22 protein-coding genes, 3 tRNA genes, 1 other RNA gene and 1 other annotated feature are annotated in these 21,407 nt (G+C 40.6%); of the genes, 24 read left to right on the forward strand and 2 right to left on the reverse strand.

Annotated features, from left to right (window positions below):
- Positions 1-31 precede the first annotated feature (31 nt).
- The gene (locus JOD45_RS08550) at positions 32-982 is read right to left on the reverse strand and encodes a YaaC family protein (protein WP_205003471.1); all 951 of its coding nucleotides are present in this window, start codon (positions 980-982) and stop codon (positions 32-34) included.
- 134 nt (positions 983-1,116) lie between these two features.
- On the opposite strand from JOD45_RS08550, the gene guaB reads away from it, so the two are divergent.
- The 10 genes from guaB (at position 1,117) to JOD45_RS08600 (ending at position 10,660) form a co-directional block, all read left to right on the forward strand.
- A complete protein-coding gene (guaB, locus tag JOD45_RS08555) occupies positions 1,117-2,574 on the forward strand; it encodes an IMP dehydrogenase (protein WP_205003472.1) in 1,458 nt (485 codons plus the stop codon).
- Between the two features lie 171 nt (positions 2,575-2,745).
- Positions 2,746-4,110: a serine hydrolase gene (locus tag JOD45_RS08560; RefSeq protein WP_205003473.1), complete on the forward strand. Its 1,365-nt coding sequence runs from the start codon at positions 2,746-2,748 to the stop codon at positions 4,108-4,110.
- 103 nt (positions 4,111-4,213) lie between these two features.
- Positions 4,214-4,693 carry a GNAT family N-acetyltransferase gene (locus JOD45_RS08565; protein WP_205003474.1) on the forward strand — a complete coding sequence of 160 codons (480 nt, stop codon included), beginning with the start codon at positions 4,214-4,216 and terminating at the stop codon, positions 4,691-4,693.
- A gap of 126 nt (positions 4,694-4,819) precedes the next feature.
- Positions 4,820-5,704 (forward strand): pyridoxal 5'-phosphate synthase lyase subunit PdxS, encoded by an 885-nt coding sequence (gene pdxS / locus JOD45_RS08570; RefSeq protein WP_205003475.1) that lies wholly within the window; start codon positions 4,820-4,822, stop codon positions 5,702-5,704.
- 12 nt (positions 5,705-5,716) lie between these two features.
- Positions 5,717-6,298, forward strand: coding sequence for a pyridoxal 5'-phosphate synthase glutaminase subunit PdxT (gene pdxT, locus JOD45_RS08575; protein ID WP_275583939.1), 582 nt, complete (start codon positions 5,717-5,719; stop codon positions 6,296-6,298).
- A 102-nt stretch (positions 6,299-6,400) separates the two neighbouring features.
- Positions 6,401-6,628: a binding site (T-box leader), on the forward strand.
- 50 nt (positions 6,629-6,678) lie between these two features.
- Complete coding sequence (gene serS, locus JOD45_RS08580) at positions 6,679-7,959, forward strand: serine--tRNA ligase (RefSeq protein ID WP_205003499.1); 1,281 nt, start codon at positions 6,679-6,681, stop codon at positions 7,957-7,959.
- Positions 7,960-8,063: 104 nt separating this feature from the next.
- Positions 8,064-8,156 (forward strand) — tRNA-Ser (locus JOD45_RS08585).
- Positions 8,157-8,550: 394 nt separating this feature from the next.
- Positions 8,551-8,751, forward strand: a complete 201-nt coding sequence (cspD, locus tag JOD45_RS08590) for a cold-shock protein CspD (protein WP_205003477.1) — start codon at positions 8,551-8,553, stop codon at positions 8,749-8,751.
- A gap of 138 nt (positions 8,752-8,889) precedes the next feature.
- Positions 8,890-8,965: transfer RNA gene (locus tag JOD45_RS08595), tRNA-Arg, on the forward strand.
- A 213-nt stretch (positions 8,966-9,178) separates the two neighbouring features.
- Positions 9,179-10,660, forward strand: coding sequence for an aldehyde dehydrogenase family protein (locus JOD45_RS08600; protein ID WP_205003478.1), 1,482 nt, complete (start codon positions 9,179-9,181; stop codon positions 10,658-10,660).
- A gap of 44 nt (positions 10,661-10,704) precedes the next feature.
- Here JOD45_RS08600 and JOD45_RS08605 read toward each other — a convergent pair whose 3' ends face one another.
- On the reverse strand, positions 10,705-10,968 hold the full coding sequence (locus JOD45_RS08605; RefSeq protein ID WP_205003479.1) for a YfhJ family protein: 264 nt from the start codon (positions 10,966-10,968) through the stop codon (positions 10,705-10,707).
- 128 nt (positions 10,969-11,096) lie between these two features.
- Between JOD45_RS08605 and sspK the strand changes: the two genes are divergently transcribed.
- The 14 genes from sspK (at position 11,097) to JOD45_RS08675 (ending at position 21,140) form a co-directional block, all read left to right on the forward strand.
- A complete protein-coding gene (gene sspK, locus JOD45_RS08610; RefSeq protein ID WP_205003480.1) occupies positions 11,097-11,261 on the forward strand; it encodes a small acid-soluble spore protein K in 165 nt (54 codons plus the stop codon).
- 22 nt (positions 11,262-11,283) lie between these two features.
- Positions 11,284-11,454 (forward strand): YpzG family protein, encoded by a 171-nt coding sequence (locus JOD45_RS08615; protein WP_239549167.1) that lies wholly within the window; start codon positions 11,284-11,286, stop codon positions 11,452-11,454.
- A gap of 495 nt (positions 11,455-11,949) precedes the next feature.
- Positions 11,950-12,591 carry a Bax inhibitor-1/YccA family protein gene (locus JOD45_RS08620; RefSeq protein WP_205003481.1) on the forward strand — a complete coding sequence of 214 codons (642 nt, stop codon included), beginning with the start codon at positions 11,950-11,952 and terminating at the stop codon, positions 12,589-12,591.
- A gap of 175 nt (positions 12,592-12,766) precedes the next feature.
- Positions 12,767-14,047: a uracil permease gene (gene uraA / locus JOD45_RS08625; protein ID WP_205003482.1), complete on the forward strand. Its 1,281-nt coding sequence runs from the start codon at positions 12,767-12,769 to the stop codon at positions 14,045-14,047.
- Positions 14,048-14,252: 205 nt separating this feature from the next.
- Positions 14,253-15,671: an amino acid permease gene (locus JOD45_RS08630; RefSeq protein WP_205003483.1), complete on the forward strand. Its 1,419-nt coding sequence runs from the start codon at positions 14,253-14,255 to the stop codon at positions 15,669-15,671.
- 69 nt (positions 15,672-15,740) lie between these two features.
- On the forward strand, positions 15,741-16,592 hold the full coding sequence (locus JOD45_RS08635) for an SDR family oxidoreductase (protein ID WP_205003484.1): 852 nt from the start codon (positions 15,741-15,743) through the stop codon (positions 16,590-16,592).
- A gap of 109 nt (positions 16,593-16,701) precedes the next feature.
- Positions 16,702-17,166 (forward strand): tRNA adenosine(34) deaminase TadA, encoded by a 465-nt coding sequence (gene tadA / locus JOD45_RS08640; RefSeq protein ID WP_205003485.1) that lies wholly within the window; start codon positions 16,702-16,704, stop codon positions 17,164-17,166.
- A gap of 58 nt (positions 17,167-17,224) precedes the next feature.
- Positions 17,225-17,317: transfer RNA gene (locus JOD45_RS08645), tRNA-Ser, on the forward strand.
- Between the two features lie 94 nt (positions 17,318-17,411).
- An RNA gene (ffs, locus tag JOD45_RS08650) (signal recognition particle sRNA large type) lies at positions 17,412-17,676 on the forward strand.
- 252 nt (positions 17,677-17,928) lie between these two features.
- Entirely contained in the window at positions 17,929-19,623 is a 1,695-nt protein-coding gene (gene dnaX / locus JOD45_RS08655) for a DNA polymerase III subunit gamma/tau (RefSeq protein WP_205003486.1), read from the forward strand.
- Between the two features lie 22 nt (positions 19,624-19,645).
- Positions 19,646-19,963 (forward strand): YbaB/EbfC family nucleoid-associated protein, encoded by a 318-nt coding sequence (locus JOD45_RS08660; RefSeq protein WP_380896956.1) that lies wholly within the window; start codon positions 19,646-19,648, stop codon positions 19,961-19,963.
- A gap of 12 nt (positions 19,964-19,975) precedes the next feature.
- A complete protein-coding gene (gene recR / locus JOD45_RS08665) occupies positions 19,976-20,572 on the forward strand; it encodes a recombination mediator RecR (RefSeq protein ID WP_205003487.1) in 597 nt (198 codons plus the stop codon).
- An 18-nt stretch (positions 20,573-20,590) separates the two neighbouring features.
- Positions 20,591-20,812: a YaaL family protein gene (locus JOD45_RS08670; RefSeq protein ID WP_205003488.1), complete on the forward strand. Its 222-nt coding sequence runs from the start codon at positions 20,591-20,593 to the stop codon at positions 20,810-20,812.
- A 61-nt stretch (positions 20,813-20,873) separates the two neighbouring features.
- The gene (locus JOD45_RS08675; protein ID WP_205003489.1) at positions 20,874-21,140 is read left to right on the forward strand and encodes a pro-sigmaK processing inhibitor BofA family protein; all 267 of its coding nucleotides are present in this window, start codon (positions 20,874-20,876) and stop codon (positions 21,138-21,140) included.
- The last annotated feature ends 267 nt before the right edge of the window (positions 21,141-21,407 follow it).

Here is a 21,407-nt window from a genome sequence, read left to right on the forward strand (position 1 = left end):
TTAAGTTTTTCTTTGAAAGTATAAAAGCTCTTTAAATTATTTCTTCAAGATATTTGCAAATATAAAAAGGGATTTTATTTGCTGTCACATCCAAAAATGCATGGATAAAAGTTAGATCCGGAGACGCTTTCTGATAGTGAAGATCGTACCACCATTCTGTCTCATAACGGCTGATCATACTCAGGTTATATAAAATGAGGTAGTGAATCAGAATTTCCGGCAAATCGGCTTTTTCTTTCCGATTAGGCATCATGTATTCACCGCTTAGGCTGTATTGGAACGGTCCGGCGGAAATCGGAGTTAAACCTTCTTTAAAATTTAAAATAAAAAAGCCTTTTTCCGAAAGACATTGGAAAGGAATATCATATTGCTTTAATTGCTGGCTAAGTTTTTCCTCCGTCATATGAAGTTTATCAAGGCTGTTGATGGGGAGCATATATTGGTTATTTTCTATTGGTATTAACGGATAACAAATGGTTGTTTTTTTCATGCGCTTAAATAGTCCGTTTAGTTCCGGAATGTTTTTTAATAAATGTCCCATACAATATTTTTTTCCTTCCAAAGGTTTCATGTGAAACATGAGCTTAGCCAAATGTGAAAATAGGCCTGTTTTTTGGATTCTGACAGCATCATCAAAAAAGGCATAACCATATTTTTTAATTTTCCTCGAGGAAACGCCGTGCGCTAAGACGCTTGTTTGCTTGGGATAGTCTACATCCGCCGTTAACAGCCATGCTTTTAACAGCTGCACCATACCGTAAAATAATAATATCGGTCTTAATTCGTAAGGCGCTTGTTCTGCCTGCAAATAAAACATTTTTCCATGCTGAAGATAATAGCAAAAAGGATAGCCGTTTTTGTAGCTGTTCGCAGTCGGTTCAGGCAAATGTTGCTTTTCGTAGCAGGATTTTAGATAGTGTTGGCTATAATGAACGGATAAATAAGGATAAAAGTTGGACCAAATAGAAAAGAGATTACTCATTTTATAGCTCTCCTATTTTTTAGAATAATTGAACATCTGCTACTTATCTTGACAGTAGTATATCCAATTGATAAGCTACTAATAAAAATTTTCGACATGGTCCAATATAATAGCCAGAGGATGAGGTGACATAAATGTGGGAAAACAAATTTAAAAAAGAATCGTTAACTTTTGACGACGTGTTATTAATCCCTGCTGAATCAAATGTACTGCCGAGAGATGTCTCCGTTAAAACAAAGTTAACAGAGACCCTTCAGTTAAATATCCCGATTATCAGCGCTGGCATGGATACGGTGACAGAGGCGGAAATGGCTATCGGTATGGCGCGCCAAGGCGGGCTTGGTGTTATTCATAAGAATATGTCCATCGAAGAGCAAGCTGAACAAGTCGACCGCGTGAAGCGCTCTGAAAGCGGCGTTATAACAAATCCATTCTTTTTAACCCCTCAAAACCAAGTGTATGATGCTGAACACTTAATGGGCAAATATCGTATTTCCGGCGTACCCATCGTAGATGAAGAACAGCATTTAGTCGGTATTATTACTAACCGTGATTTGCGATTTGTTCATGATTATTCAACAAAGATTGAAGAAGTTATGACAAAGGAAAACCTCATTACTGCTCCTGTAGGTACAACCCTGGAAGAAGCTGAAGAAATTCTTGAAAAATATAAAATTGAAAAGTTGCCGCTTGTCGATGACCAAGGCATTCTGAAAGGCCTCATTACCATCAAAGACATCGAAAAAGTGATTGAGTTCCCTAACTCTGCAAAGGATGACCAAGGCCGTCTGCTTGTTGCTGCAGCTGTCGGCGTAACGAAAGATGCTATGACGCGTGTAGAAAAGCTTGTTGAAGCGGGCGTTGATGCTATTGTTATTGATACGGCGCATGGCCATTCCCAAGGCGTTATTGAGAAGTTAAAGGAAATTCGCCATGCTTACCCTGAACTCAATATTATTGCCGGGAACGTAGCAACTGCTGAAGCCACTCGCGCTTTGTTTGAAGCAGGCGCTGATGTCGTTAAAGTTGGTATTGGACCTGGATCGATTTGTACAACACGGGTTGTTGCCGGTGTCGGTGTACCGCAAGTGACAGCCATTTATGATTGTGCAACAGAAGCCAATAAATACGGAAAAGCGATTATTGCTGACGGGGGCATTAAATTCTCTGGTGACGTTGTTAAGGCGCTTGCAGCCGGCGGACATGCGGTTATGTTGGGAAGCTTGCTTGCTGGTGTAGAAGAAAGCCCTGGAGAGAAAGAAATTTATCAAGGACGGCAATTTAAAGTGTACCGCGGCATGGGATCAGTCGGCGCAATGGAAAAAGGAAGCAAAGACCGCTATTTCCAAGAAAATCAGAAGAAATTGGTTCCGGAGGGCATAGAAGGCCGGGTTCCTTATAAAGGGGAGCTCAGTGATACGATTCATCAATTAATCGGCGGCTTGCGTGCAGGCATGGGCTATTGTGGAACTGCAACCATTCAAGAACTTCGCGAGAATGCCCAATTCACACGTATTACCGGCGCAGGATTAGTTGAAAGTCATCCGCACGATATACAGATTACAAAAGAAGCACCTAATTATTCGCTTTAAAAGGTTGGCTTAAAGTCATTGTTCAAAAGAATGTTGAGGATCCTTGGACATTTTGAGCATACTTTTATTACCTTTTAGTGTCTTTTTTGTGGCAGAGGGTCCCCTCTGCTACTTTTTTTGACTTTAGTATGTTAAAATATCGGTTGTGTGAACTTTTTGGAGGTGTGTGGGGTGAATGTCAAAAAACGTTTACATCAAATAGCCATTAGCTGTTTAATTTGCTTATTGGCATTAACGACTGTCAGTCAATGGCCTAAACATGTACAAGCTGAATCAGGCAATGGCAATTCGCTTAATGTTAAGGCAAAATCAGCTATCCTTGTTGATGCAAACACAGGTCAAATATTGTATTCGAAAAATGCTGATGCCATGCTGCCGCCGGCAAGTATGACAAAAATAATGACTGAATACGTTGTGCTGAAAGAAATACATAGCGGAAAGATCAACTGGAATACAAAGGTTAACATCAGCGACAAAGTTTACTCAATCTCTCAGAACAGAGAGTTCTCTAATGTTCCGCTAAGAAAAGACTATCAATATACGATTAAAGACTTATATTATCCAATGGCTATTTATTCCGCTGACGGTGCTGCGGTTGCCTTAGCTGAAGCAGTCGGCGGCGGAGATGAAAAGAAATTTGTAGATTTGATGAACAAAACGGCCAAAGAATTAGGCATGAACCATACTAAATTTGTGAATAGTTCAGGGCTTGATAACGTCGATTTAAAGAAAAATCGCGCCTATGGCGGACCAAACAGCAGCAATCTTATCACAGCGCGCGACCTGGCTAAGTTAACATATCATTTGGTTCAGGAATACCCAGAGATATTGAAGATTGCCAGCATCCCTCAAATGAAATTTACTGCTGGTGTAGATAAACCGATTCAAATGGTAAACTGGGACTGGATGCTGCCGGGTCTCGGGAAAAATATGAAAAAATACGCTTATCCAGGTTTGGACGGTTTAAAGACGGGCCATACAGATTTAGCAGGTTATTGTTTTACCGGAACAGCTGAACGGAATGGCCATCGCCTCATATCTGTTGTCATGGGTACAGGTTCAGAAGATGCACGGTTCACTGAAACTAAAAAACTATTAGATTATGGATTTGATCAATTCAATCTAAAAACGATTTTGAAAAAAGGCCAAGCGGTAAAAGGACATGAAACGCTGCCAGTTTCAAAAGGCAAAGATAAAGAAGTTAAAATTGTTGCGGGAAAACCTTTAGAGTTAGCGGTAAAAAACAGTGAAAATGCAAATTATAAAGTCAGTGTACACCTTGATAAATCTAAATTAAATCAAGACGGCCAGTTAAAAGCGCCTGTTAAAAAAGGCGAGAAGGTCGGTTATTTAATGGTGTCTGATAAAGGTCAGCATGGCAATGACTTTATTTACAATGCCGGGGAGAAAGTGCCGGTTGTAACTGCTGATCAGGTCGATAAGGCAAATTGGTTTGTTCTGTCAATGCGATCTGTCGGCCATTTCATATCTGGCGCATTTGTAAGTGCATTTGACGCCGTAAAAGCCCTTTTTTAAATATATGTCCCCTTTAACATTGATGTTAGAGGGGATTTTTTGCACCCATTTTTAGGGTAGTTTGTGGTAAAATGAATGAAAAAATAAGAATAGGAAGTGAAATATGATCATCAGACAGGCTGAATATAATGATATTAATCAAATTCAGAAAATTGCTGATATAAGCTGGCATGATACGTATGACGGCATCATACCAATAACTGTCCAGGATCGTTTTCTTAAAGAGGCTTATTCCGAGAAGACGATGAAACATCGATTAAAGCATTCTTTAATGCTTGTTGCAGATTGCCAGGGCCAGCTGACAGGTTTTGCAAACTTTTCGTTTGTTAATCGGAAAGGCGAGTCGGAATTGGGAGCTATTTATCTGCTGCCTGAGCACCAACGAAAAAAAGCCGGCAGCCGCTTGCTTGAGAAAGGCATCCGGTCGCTTAAATCTGTAAAACGGATCATTGTTCATGTTGAAAAGGACAATCATAAAGGGCTGGCCTTTTATCAATCAAAAGGTTTTAAAGAAACGGATGTTTTTGAAGAGCAATTTTATGATTATAAACTTAAAACGGTAAAAATGGCATTAGACATTTAGAATGTCAGTAAAAGGGTTATAGAAACTATTTTTAGTGGTAGTCTTAAGGCGCATTTTCATGTAATATAGTAATATACAGCCAATTCATAATGGTATTTGTATTTGAATAATGGGGAGGAAATAGATATGGCACAAACTGGTACAGATCGAGTAAAACGCGGCATGGCTGAAATGCAAAAGGGCGGCGTCATTATGGACGTTGTTAATGCAGAACAAGCAAAAATAGCTGAAGAAGCAGGCGCTGTGGCCGTTATGGCGTTAGAACGCGTTCCGGCGGATATTCGTGCGGCAGGCGGCGTTGCCCGCATGGCAGATCCGACAATTGTTGAAGAGGTCATGAATGCGGTTTCAATACCAGTCATGGCAAAGGCAAGAATAGGCCATATTACCGAAGCGCGCGTTCTTGAAGCTATGGGCGTAGATTATATTGATGAAAGTGAAGTATTGACACCAGCTGACGATCAGTTTCATATAAATAAAAGCGATTATACAGTTCCTTTTGTTTGCGGATGCCGCAATCTTGGGGAAGCAGCGCGCCGTATCGGCGAAGGCGCTTCTATGCTAAGAACGAAAGGCGAGCCTGGAACAGGAAATATCGTTGAAGCGGTTCGTCATTTAAGATTAGTCAATGCACAAGTGCGCAAGGTTGTCGGCATGTCTGAAGATGAGTTAATGACCGAAGCAAAAGAACTTGGCGCTCCATACGAAATTTTATTGCAAATCAAGAAAGAAGGCCGTCTTCCAGTCGTTAATTTTGCAGCAGGCGGTGTCGCAACGCCAGCCGATGCAGCCCTTATGATGCAGCTAGGCGCTGACGGCGTGTTTGTGGGCTCTGGTATTTTCAAATCAGAAAACCCTGCTAAATTTGCAAGATCCATTGTCGAAGCAACAACACATTATGAAGACTACAAATTAATTGCTGAGTTGTCTAAAGGTTTGGGCACGGCGATGAAAGGCATCGAAATGTCTACATTAGAACCTTCACAACTCATGCAAGAACGCAGTTTCTAAGGAAGGGTTATGATGACAGTAAAAATTGGCGTCTTAGGCCTTCAAGGGGCGTTTCGAGAACATGCAAAGGCCCTTGAAGCAACAGATACAGAAATTTCAATCGTTAAAAGGGTTCATGAACTGGACGGTCTAGACGGTCTTGTGATTCCCGGCGGCGAGAGCACAACAATGAGGCGGTTAATGGATAAGTACGAGCTTTTTGAAGCTATAAAAGACTTTGCAAAGGACAAGCCTGTTTTTGGAACTTGTGCCGGTTTGATTTTAATGGCTAAAAAAATTGATGGACAAAAAGGGCCTCATCTTGGTTTAATGGACATCAATGTTAAGCGCAACGCCTTCGGCAGACAGGTGGACAGCTTTGAAGCCGAACTTCATATTAAAGGGGTTGCCGATAACTTTGCCGGCGTTTTTATCCGTGCGCCTTATATTACAGAAGTAGGCGAAGAAGTAGAAGTACTTGCAACATACGATAATAAAATTGTTGCGGCACAACAAGGCCATTTCTTAACAGCTGCATTTCATCCTGAATTGACCGATGACAACCGTTTCCACCAGCACTTTGTAGAGATGGTCAAGGGAAGGGTATTCGTATAACTTGTATAGAAGGATGACTAGAACTTTTAGAATCATCTTTAAGTATAACTTGAAAAATTCTCGCCTATAATGTAAATTAAATAAATAAAAACATCATCTTTTGCAACAGCGATGATGGGAAATAGTAGCGAATGCCGCTTTGCATAGAGAATCGGTGGTTGGTGCAAACCGATCAAAGCGCGTTGTGAATCCGTCCCTGAGTTGAAATGCTGATGTGGCTGTTCCATTTAGGCATTTCCGGTTAGCAGGCCGTTACCTGTTTAAGCGGTTAATGAAGCCATGCCTTCATTAACAACTAGGGTGGCAACGCGGGAAACTCTCGTCCCTTTTTATTAAGGGTACGGGAGTTTTTTTATTTTTTGAAGGAGGTTTTAGATGATATGCTTGATTTAAAATTTGTACGAGAAAATTACGATGAGATTAAGGAAAAGCTGAATAAACGCGGCGAAGACTTAACGGACTTTGATAAGTTTAAGGAATATGATGAAAAACGTCGGAAGCTGATTCGCGAAACAGAAGCATTAAAAGCCAAGCGCAATGAAGTATCTCAAGAAATAGCCAAGAAAAAACGTGAAAAACAGGATGCTGACAATATTATCAAGGAGATGCGCGAAGTCAGCGATAAAATCAAATCCCTTGATGAGGAGCTTCGCACTGTTGAAGCAGACCTGGAAAAACTAATGCTGTCTATTCCTAACCTCCCTCATGAGTCTGTACCGGTGGGTGAAGATGAAGAGGACAATATAGAAATTAGAAAATGGGGCAGCGTGCCAGAGTTCGACTTTGAAGCTAAACCGCACTGGGATTTGGCCCATGAACTTGACATACTTGATTTTGAAAGAGCAGCAAAAGTTACCGGCAGCCGTTTTGTATTCTATAAAGGACTTGGTGCAAGGTTAGAAAGAGCGCTTATCAATTTTATGATGGACCTTCATCAGGAAGAGCATGGCTATACTGAAATGCTGCCTCCTTATCTTGTGAACCGCACAAGCATGACGGGTACTGGACAGTTGCCTAAATTTGAAGAAGATGCATTTAAAATTCGCGAAGAAGACTATTTTCTTGTTCCAACAGCGGAGGTTCCTGTAACCAATTTTCACCGTGATGAAATATTAGATGGCAATGAGCTGCCTTACGCGTATGTTGCCTACAGCTCTTGCTTCCGTTCTGAGGCAGGTTCGGCCGGAAGGGATACAAGGGGGCTTATTCGCCAGCATCAGTTTAATAAAGTTGAATTGGTCCGTTTTGTAAAACCCGAGGATTCTTATGATGAGTTAGAAAAATTAACAGGGCACGCAGAAAAAGTTCTTCAGCTTCTCGGACTGCCATATCGTGTTATGAGTATGTGCACCGGTGATCTCGGTTTCACTGCTGCAAAAAAATACGATTTAGAAGTGTGGCTTCCAAGCTATAATACGTACCGGGAAATTTCCTCCTGCAGTAATTTTGAAGCTTATCAAGCGCGCCGTGCGAATATTCGCTTCCGCCGTGATCCAAAATCAAAGCCGGAATTTGTTCATACTTTGAATGGATCTGGTTTGGCAATCGGACGGACAGTGGCAGCTATCTTAGAGAATTATCAGCAGGCTAACGGCAGCGTTATTATTCCAGAGGTATTAAGACCTTACATGAGAAACGCTGAAAAAATTGAAGCGAAATAAAGGGCAAAAAAGCGCAGGCAAAGGCTTGCGCTTTATCTATAGGTAAAACTGTACAAGGGCTTGTATTAAGTGAAAAGATATATTATAATTCTATGTGTCATAAAGGAGGAGTACCCAAGTCTGGCTGAAGGGATCGGTCTTGAAAACCGACAGGGGCTTAACGGCCCGCGGGGGTTCGAATCCCTCCTCCTCCGCCATATGTAATGCCTAATGCAAATATAATGAAATCAATTAAGGTCATTCAGCTTTGGTTGAATGGCCTTTTTTTAATTTTTTACAGCAAATCATGCATAATTTTCGGGCGGCAAAGCTATATTATAAAAAAACCTGTTAAAGTAATGGCAGGGTTAAAAAGTATAAACTTTTTTAAGTGTTTGACAGTTGTTACGAAATGTGGTAAATTAGAATAAACCATTTTACTATTTATATATAAGGTTTGGATGTAAGAATGAAGTACCTTCGTTGAAGTGTAGCAATTTTTACTTCCTACACAAGAGCGGAGGTACTTTTTTAATCTATACTTATGTAAGTGGTTAAATGGTTTTTATTTCAAAAGCGCCAAGTGCGCAAGGTTTTAGGGAGGCATTACAGATGCAAAACGGTAAAGTAAAATGGTTTAATGCAGAAAAAGGATACGGCTTCATCGAAGTTGAAGGCGGAAACGACGTATTCGTTCACTATTCTGCAATCGAAGGTGAAGGCTTCAAAACGTTAGAAGAAGGCCAAGAAGTGAGCTTTGATATCGTTGAAGGCAACCGCGGCCCACAAGCAGCTAACGTTGTAAAAGCTTAATTATTTTACCTAAATCCAATGTGCTGGCAGTCCTGGTAAGGGCTGCTTTTTATATTGTCCATACCATGCGCTTTCTTTCTAAGGACTTTTCAAATGCAAAGAAATTTAGTATAATATGTTATGTCATTTTAAAAAGAGGGCCCCGTAGCTCAGGGGATAGAGCGTTGGTTTCCTAAACCATGCGTCGGGAGTTCGAATCTCTCCGGGGCCGCCATACATAGATAATGTACGATTTCATTTTTATCCCAAAAGATATATGTAAAGAAGCCCGATCCAAAAGCAGGATCGGGCTTTTCGAACTGCACTTCAACTGTTTTTTATAGTTTTTCACAATTATAATTAAAAAATATTGATAATAATGAAGGTTTTTTATACATAGAAAAAGAAGTATGTTATGTATTAAATTTTTGAGGAGGGCATGGACGATATGGAACAAAACACACTGAATATCAGCGAAAGGTTAGCAAGCTTTTTAAAAGGAACAAAGAAGCTGTATATTAACGGTGAATGGGTGGAAGCACAATCAGGAAAAACATTTGAAACACTAAATCCCGCAACTGGTGAAGTGCTGGCTGTTGTCAGCGAAGCGGATGCTGAGGATATTAACCTTGCTGTCGAAGCGGCAAGAAAGGCTTTCGATGAAGGCAAATGGTCAAAGATGAGCGCTGCTTCCAGAAGCCGATTAATTTACAAGTTAGCTGATCTAATGGAAGAGCACAAAGAAGAACTTGCCCAACTTGATACTCTTGATAACGGTAAACCAATCAGAGAAACGACGCACGGAGACGTTCCTCTTGCTATAGAACATTTTCGTTATTATGCCGGATGGTCCACTAAGATTGTCGGTCAAACGATTCCTGTTTCAGGTAAGTTTTTCAACTATACGCGGCATGAACCAGTTGGTGTCGTGGGCCAAATTATTCCATGGAATTTCCCTCTGCTTATGGCCGCTTGGAAACTTGGAGCAGCGCTTGCTACAGGCTGTACGGTTGTATTAAAGCCAGCGGAACAAACACCGCTTTCAGCCTTATACTTAGCTCAATTAGCGGAAGAAGCCGGATTCCCTAAGGGCGTCATTAATGTCGTGCCTGGATATGGTGAAACGGCTGGTGCGGCATTAGTTAAACATCCTAAAGTTAATAAGGTAGCCTTTACGGGTTCGACTGCCGTAGGCAAAGGCATTATGGCGGAAGCATCAAATACACTGAAGCGCGTGACACTTGAACTCGGCGGAAAGTCTCCGAACATTATTTTGCCTGATGCAGATATGTCAAGGGCTATTCCAGGCGCTTTCTCAGGAATTATGTTTAACCAGGGTCAAGTCTGCTGCGCAGGTTCGCGGTTATTTGTTCAGAAGAAGGCCTTCGATAATGTTGTTGCAGATCTTGTGACTCACTCGAAAACCGTTAAGCAAGGAGAAGGTCTTAATCCAGAGACAGAAATGGGGCCGCTTGTTTCAAAAGAACAGCAAAACCGTGTCGTTGACTATATTAATAAAGGGAAGAACGAAGGGGCAGAACTGCTGACAGGCGGTACATATTCTGATAAGGGTTATTTTGTTGAACCAACCGTTTTTGCAGATGTCAATGACGAAATGACGATTGCCAAGGAAGAAATATTCGGTCCGGTTGTTACAGCGATGCCTTTCGAAGATCTTGATGAGGTCATTGAACGGGCAAATAATAGTAATTACGGTTTGGCAGCAGGACTCTGGACTGAAAATGTTAAAACAGCTCATTACGTAGCTAATAAATTAAAAGCTGGGACCGTTTGGGTTAACTGTTACAATGCATTTGATGCAGCTTCTCCATTCGGCGGATATAAAGAATCCGGACTTGGCAGAGAAATGGGATCTTATGCATTAAATAACTATATGGAAGTTAAAAGCGTTTGGATTAACTTAGGATAATAAAGAAAGGGTGCCGATAAAAAAATTGGCACCCTTTTAATCATTTAACTAAAGTCCTTTTCTTTTATTAACTTTTTGAATTTAGGGTGATTGGCAATGACGTCGTGAAATTTAGGGCCATAAAAATCAATCCATTGTCTAATAATTTTTTCTGTTACAGCTTTATCTACATAGGAATGCCCGGCTTTAGCCCTTGTTACTTCAAAGTCTTCCCATAGTATTTCCACGAATGTCCAGGCTTCATCATAAGTTAATTTGTCATTTTTTTCTAATAATCTTTCCGCTAATTTAGAAAAAAGTTCATTCATACCTATCCATCCTTTTTCTCTTATGTGATGATCTTATCATGTTTTTATCAGATGTAAAATATTAACGTCATACTCAATCGTTAGAGTAACACATACTAAAAGTACCCTAATGAAAGGTGGTATGAAGCATGGTCGATCGCGATGAAAAACAATATAGTGTTCAAAATGAAAATTCCATTTTGCCAAGGGCAAAAGCAGAATTTTCATCTAAACGTGCTGATGGGAAAACTAGAGATCATCCTTATGAACGAATGTTTTTATCGAATCAATTGAGAAACGGCCATGACGACTAACTTATAATTAGGGGTGAATATCTTGGGTAAAAAAAGCGATTTGGGCTTAATTTTCCAAAAGTATGAAAATCCGTTTCAATCACCAAGAGCAAATCCAAAGCATGCTTATCACCAAGTAAACGGTGAAACACAGAAAGTTTTGACCGCGCATATCGTTGATACGTTTTTGACAAGAAAAAAATCCCTTTATTAAGGGCACATGGCTTTCCCAAGATAGCGAAAAGGCGGCGTCTGATAGCCGCCTTTTTTATGTTTCACGTGTAACAATACTTACATAGAGATTTAACGGTTAACATATTGATTCCATTAATACAACTGTCCTAAAGATGTGTGCGGCGGCGAATGTTTGACCTAAAAAACGAAAAGCTGATATTTCCCGGGTAAAGAAGAAGGCAGACAATGGTTTAATCAATTTCTAATGAGAGGGAAATTTTTTTGAGATCCCGTTGCTTTAAAAACCTTTTCTAAGTCAATGCTTCTGCTATAAATATTGAGGATTGTTGACGCATTAAATGGCATGGCCAATATCCTGCTGAAGCTGATGATACTATTAGGCTGCCGCTGTCTAAACAAACGATGTCTTTTTTTGAAATCATAAATGAAAAATTTTATAATGAATGAAACCTAAGCTTTGTTGATACGTATATATTGACAAGTTATTTATTTCAGAAGAAGGGGTGATTGTCTAATGCTATCTTCAACGAGTCATGTTGAACATCGGCCGTACGCAAAGTTATTTGCCGCGTTTTTTGCAGGTTTGTTAGTTGCAGCAGCCGGTTTGTACGCTGGGCAGTATGTTCCTCCGGCTTTGAGGCTGCCATTAATCATTTGCGAAATTCTCTTGATTATTGCAATGGTTATTGTAAGAAGGCGAAAAGCAGTCGGCTACGGGATGATGTTTGCCTTTATGCTTGTTTCGGGGCTTACGCTTTATCCTGTTATTGCTCATTATGTCAGTGTATTAGGTGCGGATGCTGTTCTCCGTGCTGTTGGCATCTCCGCCTTTGCCTTTGGCGGGACAGCTATTTTCGCCATGGTATCCAAACGTGATTTTACATTTTTGGGCAATTTCTTATTTGTATCGATTCTTGTTTTAATCGGTATGGGACTTTTAAGTATTTTCATCCCGTTCTCAAGTTCAACAGCCATGGTTGTTTCACTCTTTGGCATTTTGGTTTTTGTCGGCTATACCCTTTATGATTTCAGCCGATTGACGCTTTATGGATTTACTGAGAAGGATATCCCGATGATCGTTGTTTCTGTTTATCTTGACTTTGTAAATCTTTTTATTTATATCCTTCAATTTATGGGGATTTTATCAAAAGATTAACGATGAGCTGTCTTAGGACAGCTCATTTTTTTTATTCGCATATCAGCAAGAGGATAATTTAAAGAAGAACTGAAGGCGGCCTCGCAACAAAATTCTAATCATTGGATTGTGAAATGAAGAGAATCCTATATACTATAAAAGGATGAACTATATAAAACGAAGAAGGAGGATTATTTTGACACAGCGAATCATACAAGTTGATGAAAAGCCGCCGCTTTTAAAAAGTATTCCGCTGAGTTTACAGCATCTTTTTGCCATGTTTGGGTCGACGGTTCTCGTACCGCTGATGTTTCACATTGATCCGTCTACCATTCTTTTGATGAATGGCCTTGGCACGATCATTTATCTTGTTATTTGCCGGGGGCAAATTCCCGCTTATTTAGGGTCCAGTTTTGCTTTTATATCGCCTGTTTTAGTTGTGTTGGCACACCACAGTTATGGAAATGTATTAGGCGGATTTATTGTTTCAGGCATTATATTCGTTATTGTTTCTTTGATTATTCGTGCTGTTGGAACAGGCTGGTTAGATGTTATTTTTCCTCCTGCTGCCATCGGGGCGATTGTCTCTGTTATCGGTTTAGAAATGGCGCCAAATGCGGCACAAATGGCCGGCCTTATTAAGCCGGATGGTGCAGGCGCTGGATGGACGCAGGATCCTAAAGTATTAACAGTATCTATCTTCACTTTGCTTATTACAATGATAGGGTGGATTGTTTTTCGCGGATTTTTCAAAATTATTCCTATTTTAATAGGGATTATTTCTGGATATATCATTGCTGCTTTCATGGGGATGGTTGATTTCTCAACTGTGGAAAAAGCGCCTTGGTTTGCTCTTCCGCATTTTTATGCACCAACATTTGACTTGTCCAGCATACTGATTATTGCACCCGCAGCTTTGGTTGTTATACCGGAACATATCGGGCATTTAATCGTGACAGGAAATATTGTTGAAAGGGATTTAGTGAAAGAACCAGGTCTTGACCGTTCATTGTTTGGAAACGGTGTTTCAACGATTATTTCCGGCTTTTTTGGGTCTACGCCAAATACAACATATGGAGAGAATATTGGCGTTCTGGCCATTACAAGAGTCTATTCTACTTGGATCATAGGCGGCGCAGCTGTCATGGCGATGATTTTATCTGTTATTGGCAAGCTTTCCGCATTGATCTCTTCTATTCCGCAACCTGTTATGGGCGGGATATCAATCATGTTATTTGGAGTTATAGCGGTTTCCGGTCTCCGAATCCTTGTGGAGTCAAAAGTAGATTATGCCAAACCGCAGAATATCATTTTGACAGCTGTTATTCTCGTTATTGGCATCAGCGGAGCCGCTGTAAACTTTGGGCCTGTAACGTTAAAAGGCATGGGGCTTGCTGCAGTCATTGGCATTGTGATTAGCTTATTTTTTAAATGCATTAGCGTACTTGGGATATCAAATGAAAAAGAAGAAATATAAAAAAGCCGGGGTGCAGTACTAAAATGTCCTTTACAAAGGGTACACTTTAGTACCGCCTTGGCTTTTTTTATCTATAATTTGTTATTGATTTAACGGGAAAATACCTGTATACTTTAATTCACTAATACAATAATAAATTAACATAATGAAAGATTATATAGATTAATAGCCGATTGGGACATCTTTGGAAGAGGAGACAATAATGATGGCTAATCACAAATTAAATGTATGGGTTTTGACAGCTTTAGTTGTTGGAAATATGGTTGGATCTGGTATATTTATGCTGCCAAGGTCTTTGGCTGAAGCGGCTAGCCCCGGCGGAGTTTTGTTTGCTTGGTTGCTCACAGGCCTTGGGGTGCTGTTTATCGCTTTCGTATACGGGATTTTATCTGTTAGAAAGCCTGATGTTATCGGAGGTCCGCAAATTTATGCCAAAAAGCTTTTCCCCGAAGGCAGTCAGGCATCTAGATTATGCGGTTATCTAGTATCATGGGGTTATTGGGTCGCCAATGTAGCGGGGATTATCGCTGTTATTACCACCTTTACCGGTTATTTGTCTACATTTTTTCCAATTATGAATAGTGCTTATCCGCTATTTCAAATCGGCGGGATGACAGTCACGGCCGGACACTTTTTAAATTTTCTTGTCTGTTCTATTATGCTTTGGGGCATTTACTTTCTTGTTCTCAAAGGTGTTGAAGAGGCTGGAAAAGTAAACTTTGCAGCAACTGCCGCTAAAGTGCTTGGCTTTATCCTATTTATTATTGTGACATTGTTTGCTTTTCAATCCAGCAACATGATTCCTTTTATTGCTGATAAAGCGGGCCGTAACGGCGAATCTGTCGGCTTGTTCGCACAAGTCCACCAAGCAGCCCTTACAACATTATGGGCTTTTATAGGTGTTGAGTCTGCGGTTGTTTTCTCATCGCGTGCTAAAAGCAGTCAAGATATTAAGAAGGCTACCGTTTTCGGTTTGTTAATTGCACTGGCGATTTATATCGGCATTACAATGCTTGTGATGGGAACGTTAAGCCAAGATCAGCTTATTCATTCATCAAAGCCTCTTGTTGATGCACTTTCGGCTGTTATTGGAGATGCCGGGGGATACGTTCTTGCGGCTCTTGCATTAATCAGTTTGCTGGGGTCAACGATAGGCTGGGTATTGCTTACGGCTGAGGTTCCTTATCAATCGGCAAAGCAAGGTTTGTTTTTAAAAAGCTTTATGAAGGAAAATGAATCAAAAACGCCCGTAACATCGCTCATAATTACTGTGATGATGTGCCAGTTGTTTATATTTTCAACTATCTCCCAATCAATATCCGGGGCCTTTGACTTTGTTGTTTATGTAGCGACATTAGCCTATCTCATACCTTATATTATTGCATCGTTATATTTATTAAAGATAGTGATTAAAGGGGAAAATTATCAATTAAGCAGAAAAAAACGCTGGATAGACGGTATCATCGGCTTCATTGCGGCTGCCTATTCCTTATGGATCATTAAGGCGGGCACTGCTGATTTAAAAACGTTTCTATTTGGCATGGGGCTTATCGTTTTGGGGATTGTGTTCTATCCGTTAGTTTTAAAAAATCATTCTGCAAAATCCAAAGTTCACAGGGCGTAGCCTTGTGAACTTTGTGCTTTAGATAAGTTACAATAGGTGTACATAACAGTATAAACGGGGTGGGAAGGTATGCGTTGTCCTGTTGTCCTAGTCACAGGGGCGTCGAGCGGTTTTGGTCTGCTTACATCAATAGCCTTAGCCAAACAGGGTTTTTATGTGCTGGCTGGCATTCGCGATTTAAGTAAAAAAGGAGAACTGCAAGAAAAGGCAGCTGCTGAAGGTGTTGAAAATAACATAGAATATTTATTATTAGATGTAACAAAGGAATCGGATATTGCCCAAGCGGCAGAAATAGTAGAAAATCAGTTTGGATATCTGGATGTGCTGATCAATAATGCGGGCATAGCTGTTCCTGATTTCGCCGAATGTCTGTCTGTTGGTGACTATCGAAAACAATTCGAGACGAATGTCTTTGGTGTGATTCAAATGACGCAAGCTTTCCTCCCGTTAATCCGCCGATCAAAACAAGGACGGATTATTAATGTCAGCAGTATCAGCGGTTTGGCAGGCTTTCCGGGTCTATCAGCATATACGGCATCCAAGCACGCTGTTGAAGGCTTTAGTGAAAGCTTATTTTTTGAGGTTAAACCTTTTGGGATAGATGTCATTCTCATTGAACCCGGCTCCTTTGCAACGAAAATTTGGGAGAAGAGTCTATCATTTTTAAAAAATAATCATCCGCAATCCGGTTATTATCAAGCCCTAAAGGAGCGTTTGCTGAGCCGTTTTATGAATAATGCTCCGGGAATGGCTGATCCCGGGATAGTTGTTAAAGTGCTGACCCATGCTGTCACTGTAAGAAAACCAAAATTTCGTTATATCATTGGGAAAAATAGCCGTCTGATGCTTATTATTAAAAGATTGTTCCCGTGGAAAATTTGGGCGGCTCTTGTTTTTAAAGAGATCGAGAAAAACCGTTAATGCTGCTTGACATCTGCATTGGCTTTTTTTTAAATGAAGTGAGAGACATATGGCTGCTTCAAAAAGACCCTGATTTTTTGAACAACCTTAGAAGATGAGGTCCAAAAAAATGGAAAAACATGAATATTACATGAAAAAGGCGATAGAGGAAGCGAAAAAAGCAGAGGAAATAGGCGAAGTACCTATTGGTGCTGTCATTGTAAAAGATAACGAGGTGATTGCGGCCGCCCATAATTTAAGAGAGACGACTCAAGAGCCGATGGCACATGCCGAATGTTTAGCGATAAGGGAAGCGAGCAGGAAGCTTGGAACTTGGCGGTTAACAGGCTGTCAGTTGTACGTTACGCTTGAGCCTTGTCCGATGTGTGCCGGAGCAATTATCCAATCGCGGCTTGATGCCGTTATCTTTGGAGCGTATGATCCGAAAGCAGGCTGTGCCGGCACACTGATGAATTTAGTTGAAGATCAACGGTTCAACCATAGAGCAGAAGTTATTTCTGGTGTATTAGAAGATTCATGCGCCCATATCTTAACATCGTTTTTTAAGAAGCTCCGGGAGAAGCGCCGCGGCTAAGCCTTCGTTATGTTGATATAAAGACAAAAATGTGGTATATTTAACACTGTCGGAATTCGGAGGCGTACCCAAGTCTGGCTGAAGGGGACTGACTCGAAATCAGTTAGGGCGTTCACGCGCCGCGGGGGTTCAAATCCTCTCGCCTCCGCCATTTTCCATTAATTGCTATTGCTATTCTTTAGAAAAACATATATACTGTTATATACGCTGATCAAACAGCGTAGCTAAATTTGTTATAAACTTTGCCGTGCTAGGCGGGGAGGTAGCGGTGCCCTGCACTCGCAATCCGCTGTAGCGAGGCTGAATCCCTTCCAGAGGCTTTGGCTTTGTAAGGCAGCCTTAAGTAAGTGGTGTTGACATTCGGGTCCTGCGCAACGGAAACTCATGAACCCTGTCAGGTCCGGAAGGAAGCAGCAGTAAGTGAGACCTTTCGTGTGCCGCAGGGTCGCCTGAATCGAGCTAACTGCTTAAGAAGCGCTTATGAAACCATAGTCGACGGAAGGTGCACGGCGTTAAATACATAATGACTCAGAGACTGTTGATCATTCAATCGACAGTCTCTTTTTCTTTTTGGAATTCATTTTATTATAAGGTATAATAAAGAAAACTCGGTTGCCGTTTTTGATAGCCTTAATTATTCTTTTGCTTTCTCCTTGTACAATAACAATTTGAAAGTATAAAGAAAATAGGGTTATCATCTATGGCAACGGTTTACACCCAAATGGAAAGCGAAAAAATATATCTTGGAACAGGAGGGAGCACATGGGTTATCAAGCGTTATATAGAGTATGGCGGCCGCAGACATTTCATGATATGGCTGGGCAAGAACACATCACGAAAACGCTGCAAAATGCCTTAGTCAAAGAAAAGTTTTCCCATGCGTATCTTTTTAGCGGTCCGCGGGGCACTGGAAAGACCAGCGCCGCAAAAATTATTGCTAAAGCCATTAACTGTGAACGCGCTCCTGTTTCCGAACCTTGTAATGAATGTGAAGCCTGCCGGGGAATTACCGATGGCAGTATATCGGATGTTATTGAAATTGATGCGGCTTCTAACAATGGTGTTGATGAAATAAGGGAAATTCGAGACAAAGTAAAATATGCGCCAAGTTCTGTCCGTTATAAAGTCTATATTATTGATGAAGTGCATATGTTATCGACAGGCGCTTTTAATGCATTATTAAAGACGTTAGAAGAACCGCCGAAACATGTGATTTTTATATTAGCGACAACTGAACCGCATAAAATTCCTTTAACTATCGTTTCGCGGTGTCAAAGGTTTGATTTTAAGCGAATTCCTCTTTCATCTATTATCCAAAGGCTTCAATACATTGTTCAAAATCAGCATATTCATGCAGAAGAAGATGCTTTGGCTTTAATTGCTAAAGCATGCGAGGGCGGCATGCGGGATGCTTTGAGCATTCTTGATCAAGTTGCAGCATACAGCGAAGACAAAATTACCGTAGACGATGTATTAGAAGTGACGGGCATGGTGTCCCAAGAATTTGTTTCCGATTGTGTATCTGCAATTGAACAGCAAGATGCAGCAGGCGCTATCCAAAAAATTAATGAATTAATAGATAGAGGAAAAGACCCCGTAAAATTTGTCGAGGATTTGATTTATTATTATCGCGACTTATTGCTTTATCAAACATCTCCCGGACTGGAAGAGCTGTTTATGCGTCCTGATATCAATGAAACATTTAAGCAGCATGCTGATCAAATTAGCGTTGATCGGCTTTACAAAGTCATTCAGCAATTAAATGAGGCGCAAACGGAAATGAAATGGACGAATCATCCGCGCGTGTTTATTGAAATGGCTGTTGTTAAGCTTTGTCATAGTCCCTCGCATGAGCATTTAACGGGCGGCAGCGCTCAGATCCAAGAATTGCAGAATCGATTAGCGGAGTTGGAAAATAAGCTGGAAAATATGCCAAAAGAGCCGTTGGCTGCGAAGGAGACGAAAGAGAACCGCCCCCAAAAGCAGCGTGCTGTCAAACAAAAAGATCTTTCCCTTCCATTAGGCGATATGAAGAAGGTTTTATCAGAAGCAACAAAGGAAGATCTGAAACGGTTGCGTAGCTCATGGCCTGATATAATGGATCGCATTCGAACAAAAAATGTAGCGGCTCATGCTTGGCTTTTGGAAAGCAAACCGGTGGCTAGTTCAAATAACGGTTTCCTCCAGGCTTTCAAATACGATTTTCATTGCCAAATGGTATTGGATAATAAAAGCAATATTCTGCAAATGGTAGAGCAAATCATGCAAGAAGTGATTGGCGAAAAACGCAAGATGTTTCCTATTCCTTTCAGGCAATGGGAAAAGCTTAAGGAAACCTATATACAAGAGAACAAAGCCAATGTTCAGAAAGAATCTGACCCAGCCGAGGATGATGATCCGCTGATCGCTGAAGCAGAAAAGCTTGTCGGGTCAGATTTATTAGAAATTAGAGATTGATTTTTTAAGGAGGAAAAAGGAAATGATGAGAGGAAATATGAATAACATGATGAAGCAAATGCAAAAAATGCAAAAACAAATGGCAAAGGCTCAAGAAGAACTTAAAGAAGAGATTGTCGAAGGAACTGCCGGCGGCGGTGTAGTTGTCGTTAAGGCCAACGGCCATAAAGAAGTTGTGGAAGTAAATATTAAGGAAGAAGCAGTGGATCCTGATGATATTGAAATGCTTCAAGACCTTGTTTTGGCTGCAATTAACGATGCTCTCGCTAAAGTTGATGAATTAACGAACAAACGATTGGGCCAGTTTACAAAAGGTTTGAATATCCCTGGAATGTTTTAGGAGGCCTTGGGCATGCACTACCCAGAACCTATAGCCAAGCTTATAGATAGTTTTATGAAATTGCCAGGAATAGGACCGAAAACTGCGGTTCGACTGGCTTTTTTCGTTATAGATATGAAAGAAGACGACGTCTTGGAGTTTGGAAAGTCGCTTGTAAATGTTAAACGGAAGCTGGTGTATTGCTCTGCTTGCCAAAATATCAGCGACCGGGATCCTTGTTATATATGTGATGATTCTTCCCGTGATCCTTCAACGATTTGTGTTGTTCAAGAACCGAAAGACGTTATAGCTATTGAGAAGATGAAGGATTACAATGGACTATATCACGTCCTTCACGGTTCGATATCCCCGGTTGACGGCATTGGGCCTGAAGATATTAAAGTGACGGAGTTGATTCAACGTTTGGAAGATGAACGAGTAAAAGAAATTATTTTAGCGACCAACCCGACAATAGAAGGTGAAGCCACAGCGATGTATATCTCTCGTCTCGTTAAGCCGATTGGTATTAAAGCAACGCGTATCGCTCACGGACTTCCGGTTGGCGGCGATCTTGAATATGCAGATGAAGTAACCTTGTCTAAAGCTTTAGAGGGACGAAGGGAATTGTAGGTTAGGGGTTGTTATAAAATGTTCAAACGCAAACAGAAACTTAGAAGAGAAATTAATGAACAATTACTTAACACCTTAACGAAGTGTAAGAACGATTGGTTAAGACAAAAAAGAATTGTAGAAGGAAGCATAGAGCCTTCAGAAGAAGTTATTTACCAACTTAAACTTTCAGAAGCAAAATATTTATTTCTTTTGAAAGAAGTGCGCCACCTCAATTTATCCTTTAATAAAAAGCTATAAGTTCATGTTCTAAAAAAGACGAGCCTCCCATATATTTTATAAAAAACCTGGGGGGCTGATCTTGGATCCAGTTATCACTGTCTCAATAGTTGTTGGATTAGTGCTTATTTTACTGCTTGTCGGTGCGCCGCTTAAGCCAGTGAGGTGGTTAGGGAAAGGCGTTATTAAGGTTCTGATTGGAGCGTTAATGCTCTTTTTATTAAATACAATTGGGACATCCTTTAATATACATATACCAATCAATGTCATTACAACTTTTGTGAGCGGTTTTTTAGGCGTTCCTGGTTTAGCCGCGCTCATTATTATTAAATATGCGATTCTTCCGTAAGGCTGCGAAGCGGCCTTTTTTTATTAAAAAAATGTTGACTTAATGAATTTACGATGGTATTATATATCTTGTCGATTCGATATATGTTCACGAAAACGACGAAAAAACAACAAAAAAGTTGTTGACAAGACGTTAACGACTTGATATAATGAAAAAGTCGCTGTCAAACGACAAAGACTTAAAAATAACGATTGTTCTTTGAAAACTAAACAAAAGCCAAGCGTGATTGAAAGGGCAACTTTCAACAACAGCTAAGGATCATAACGA

It is taken from the genome of Scopulibacillus daqui (assembly GCF_016908855.1).
GTDB lineage: Bacteria > Bacillota > Bacilli > Bacillales > Sporolactobacillaceae > Scopulibacillus_A > Scopulibacillus_A daqui.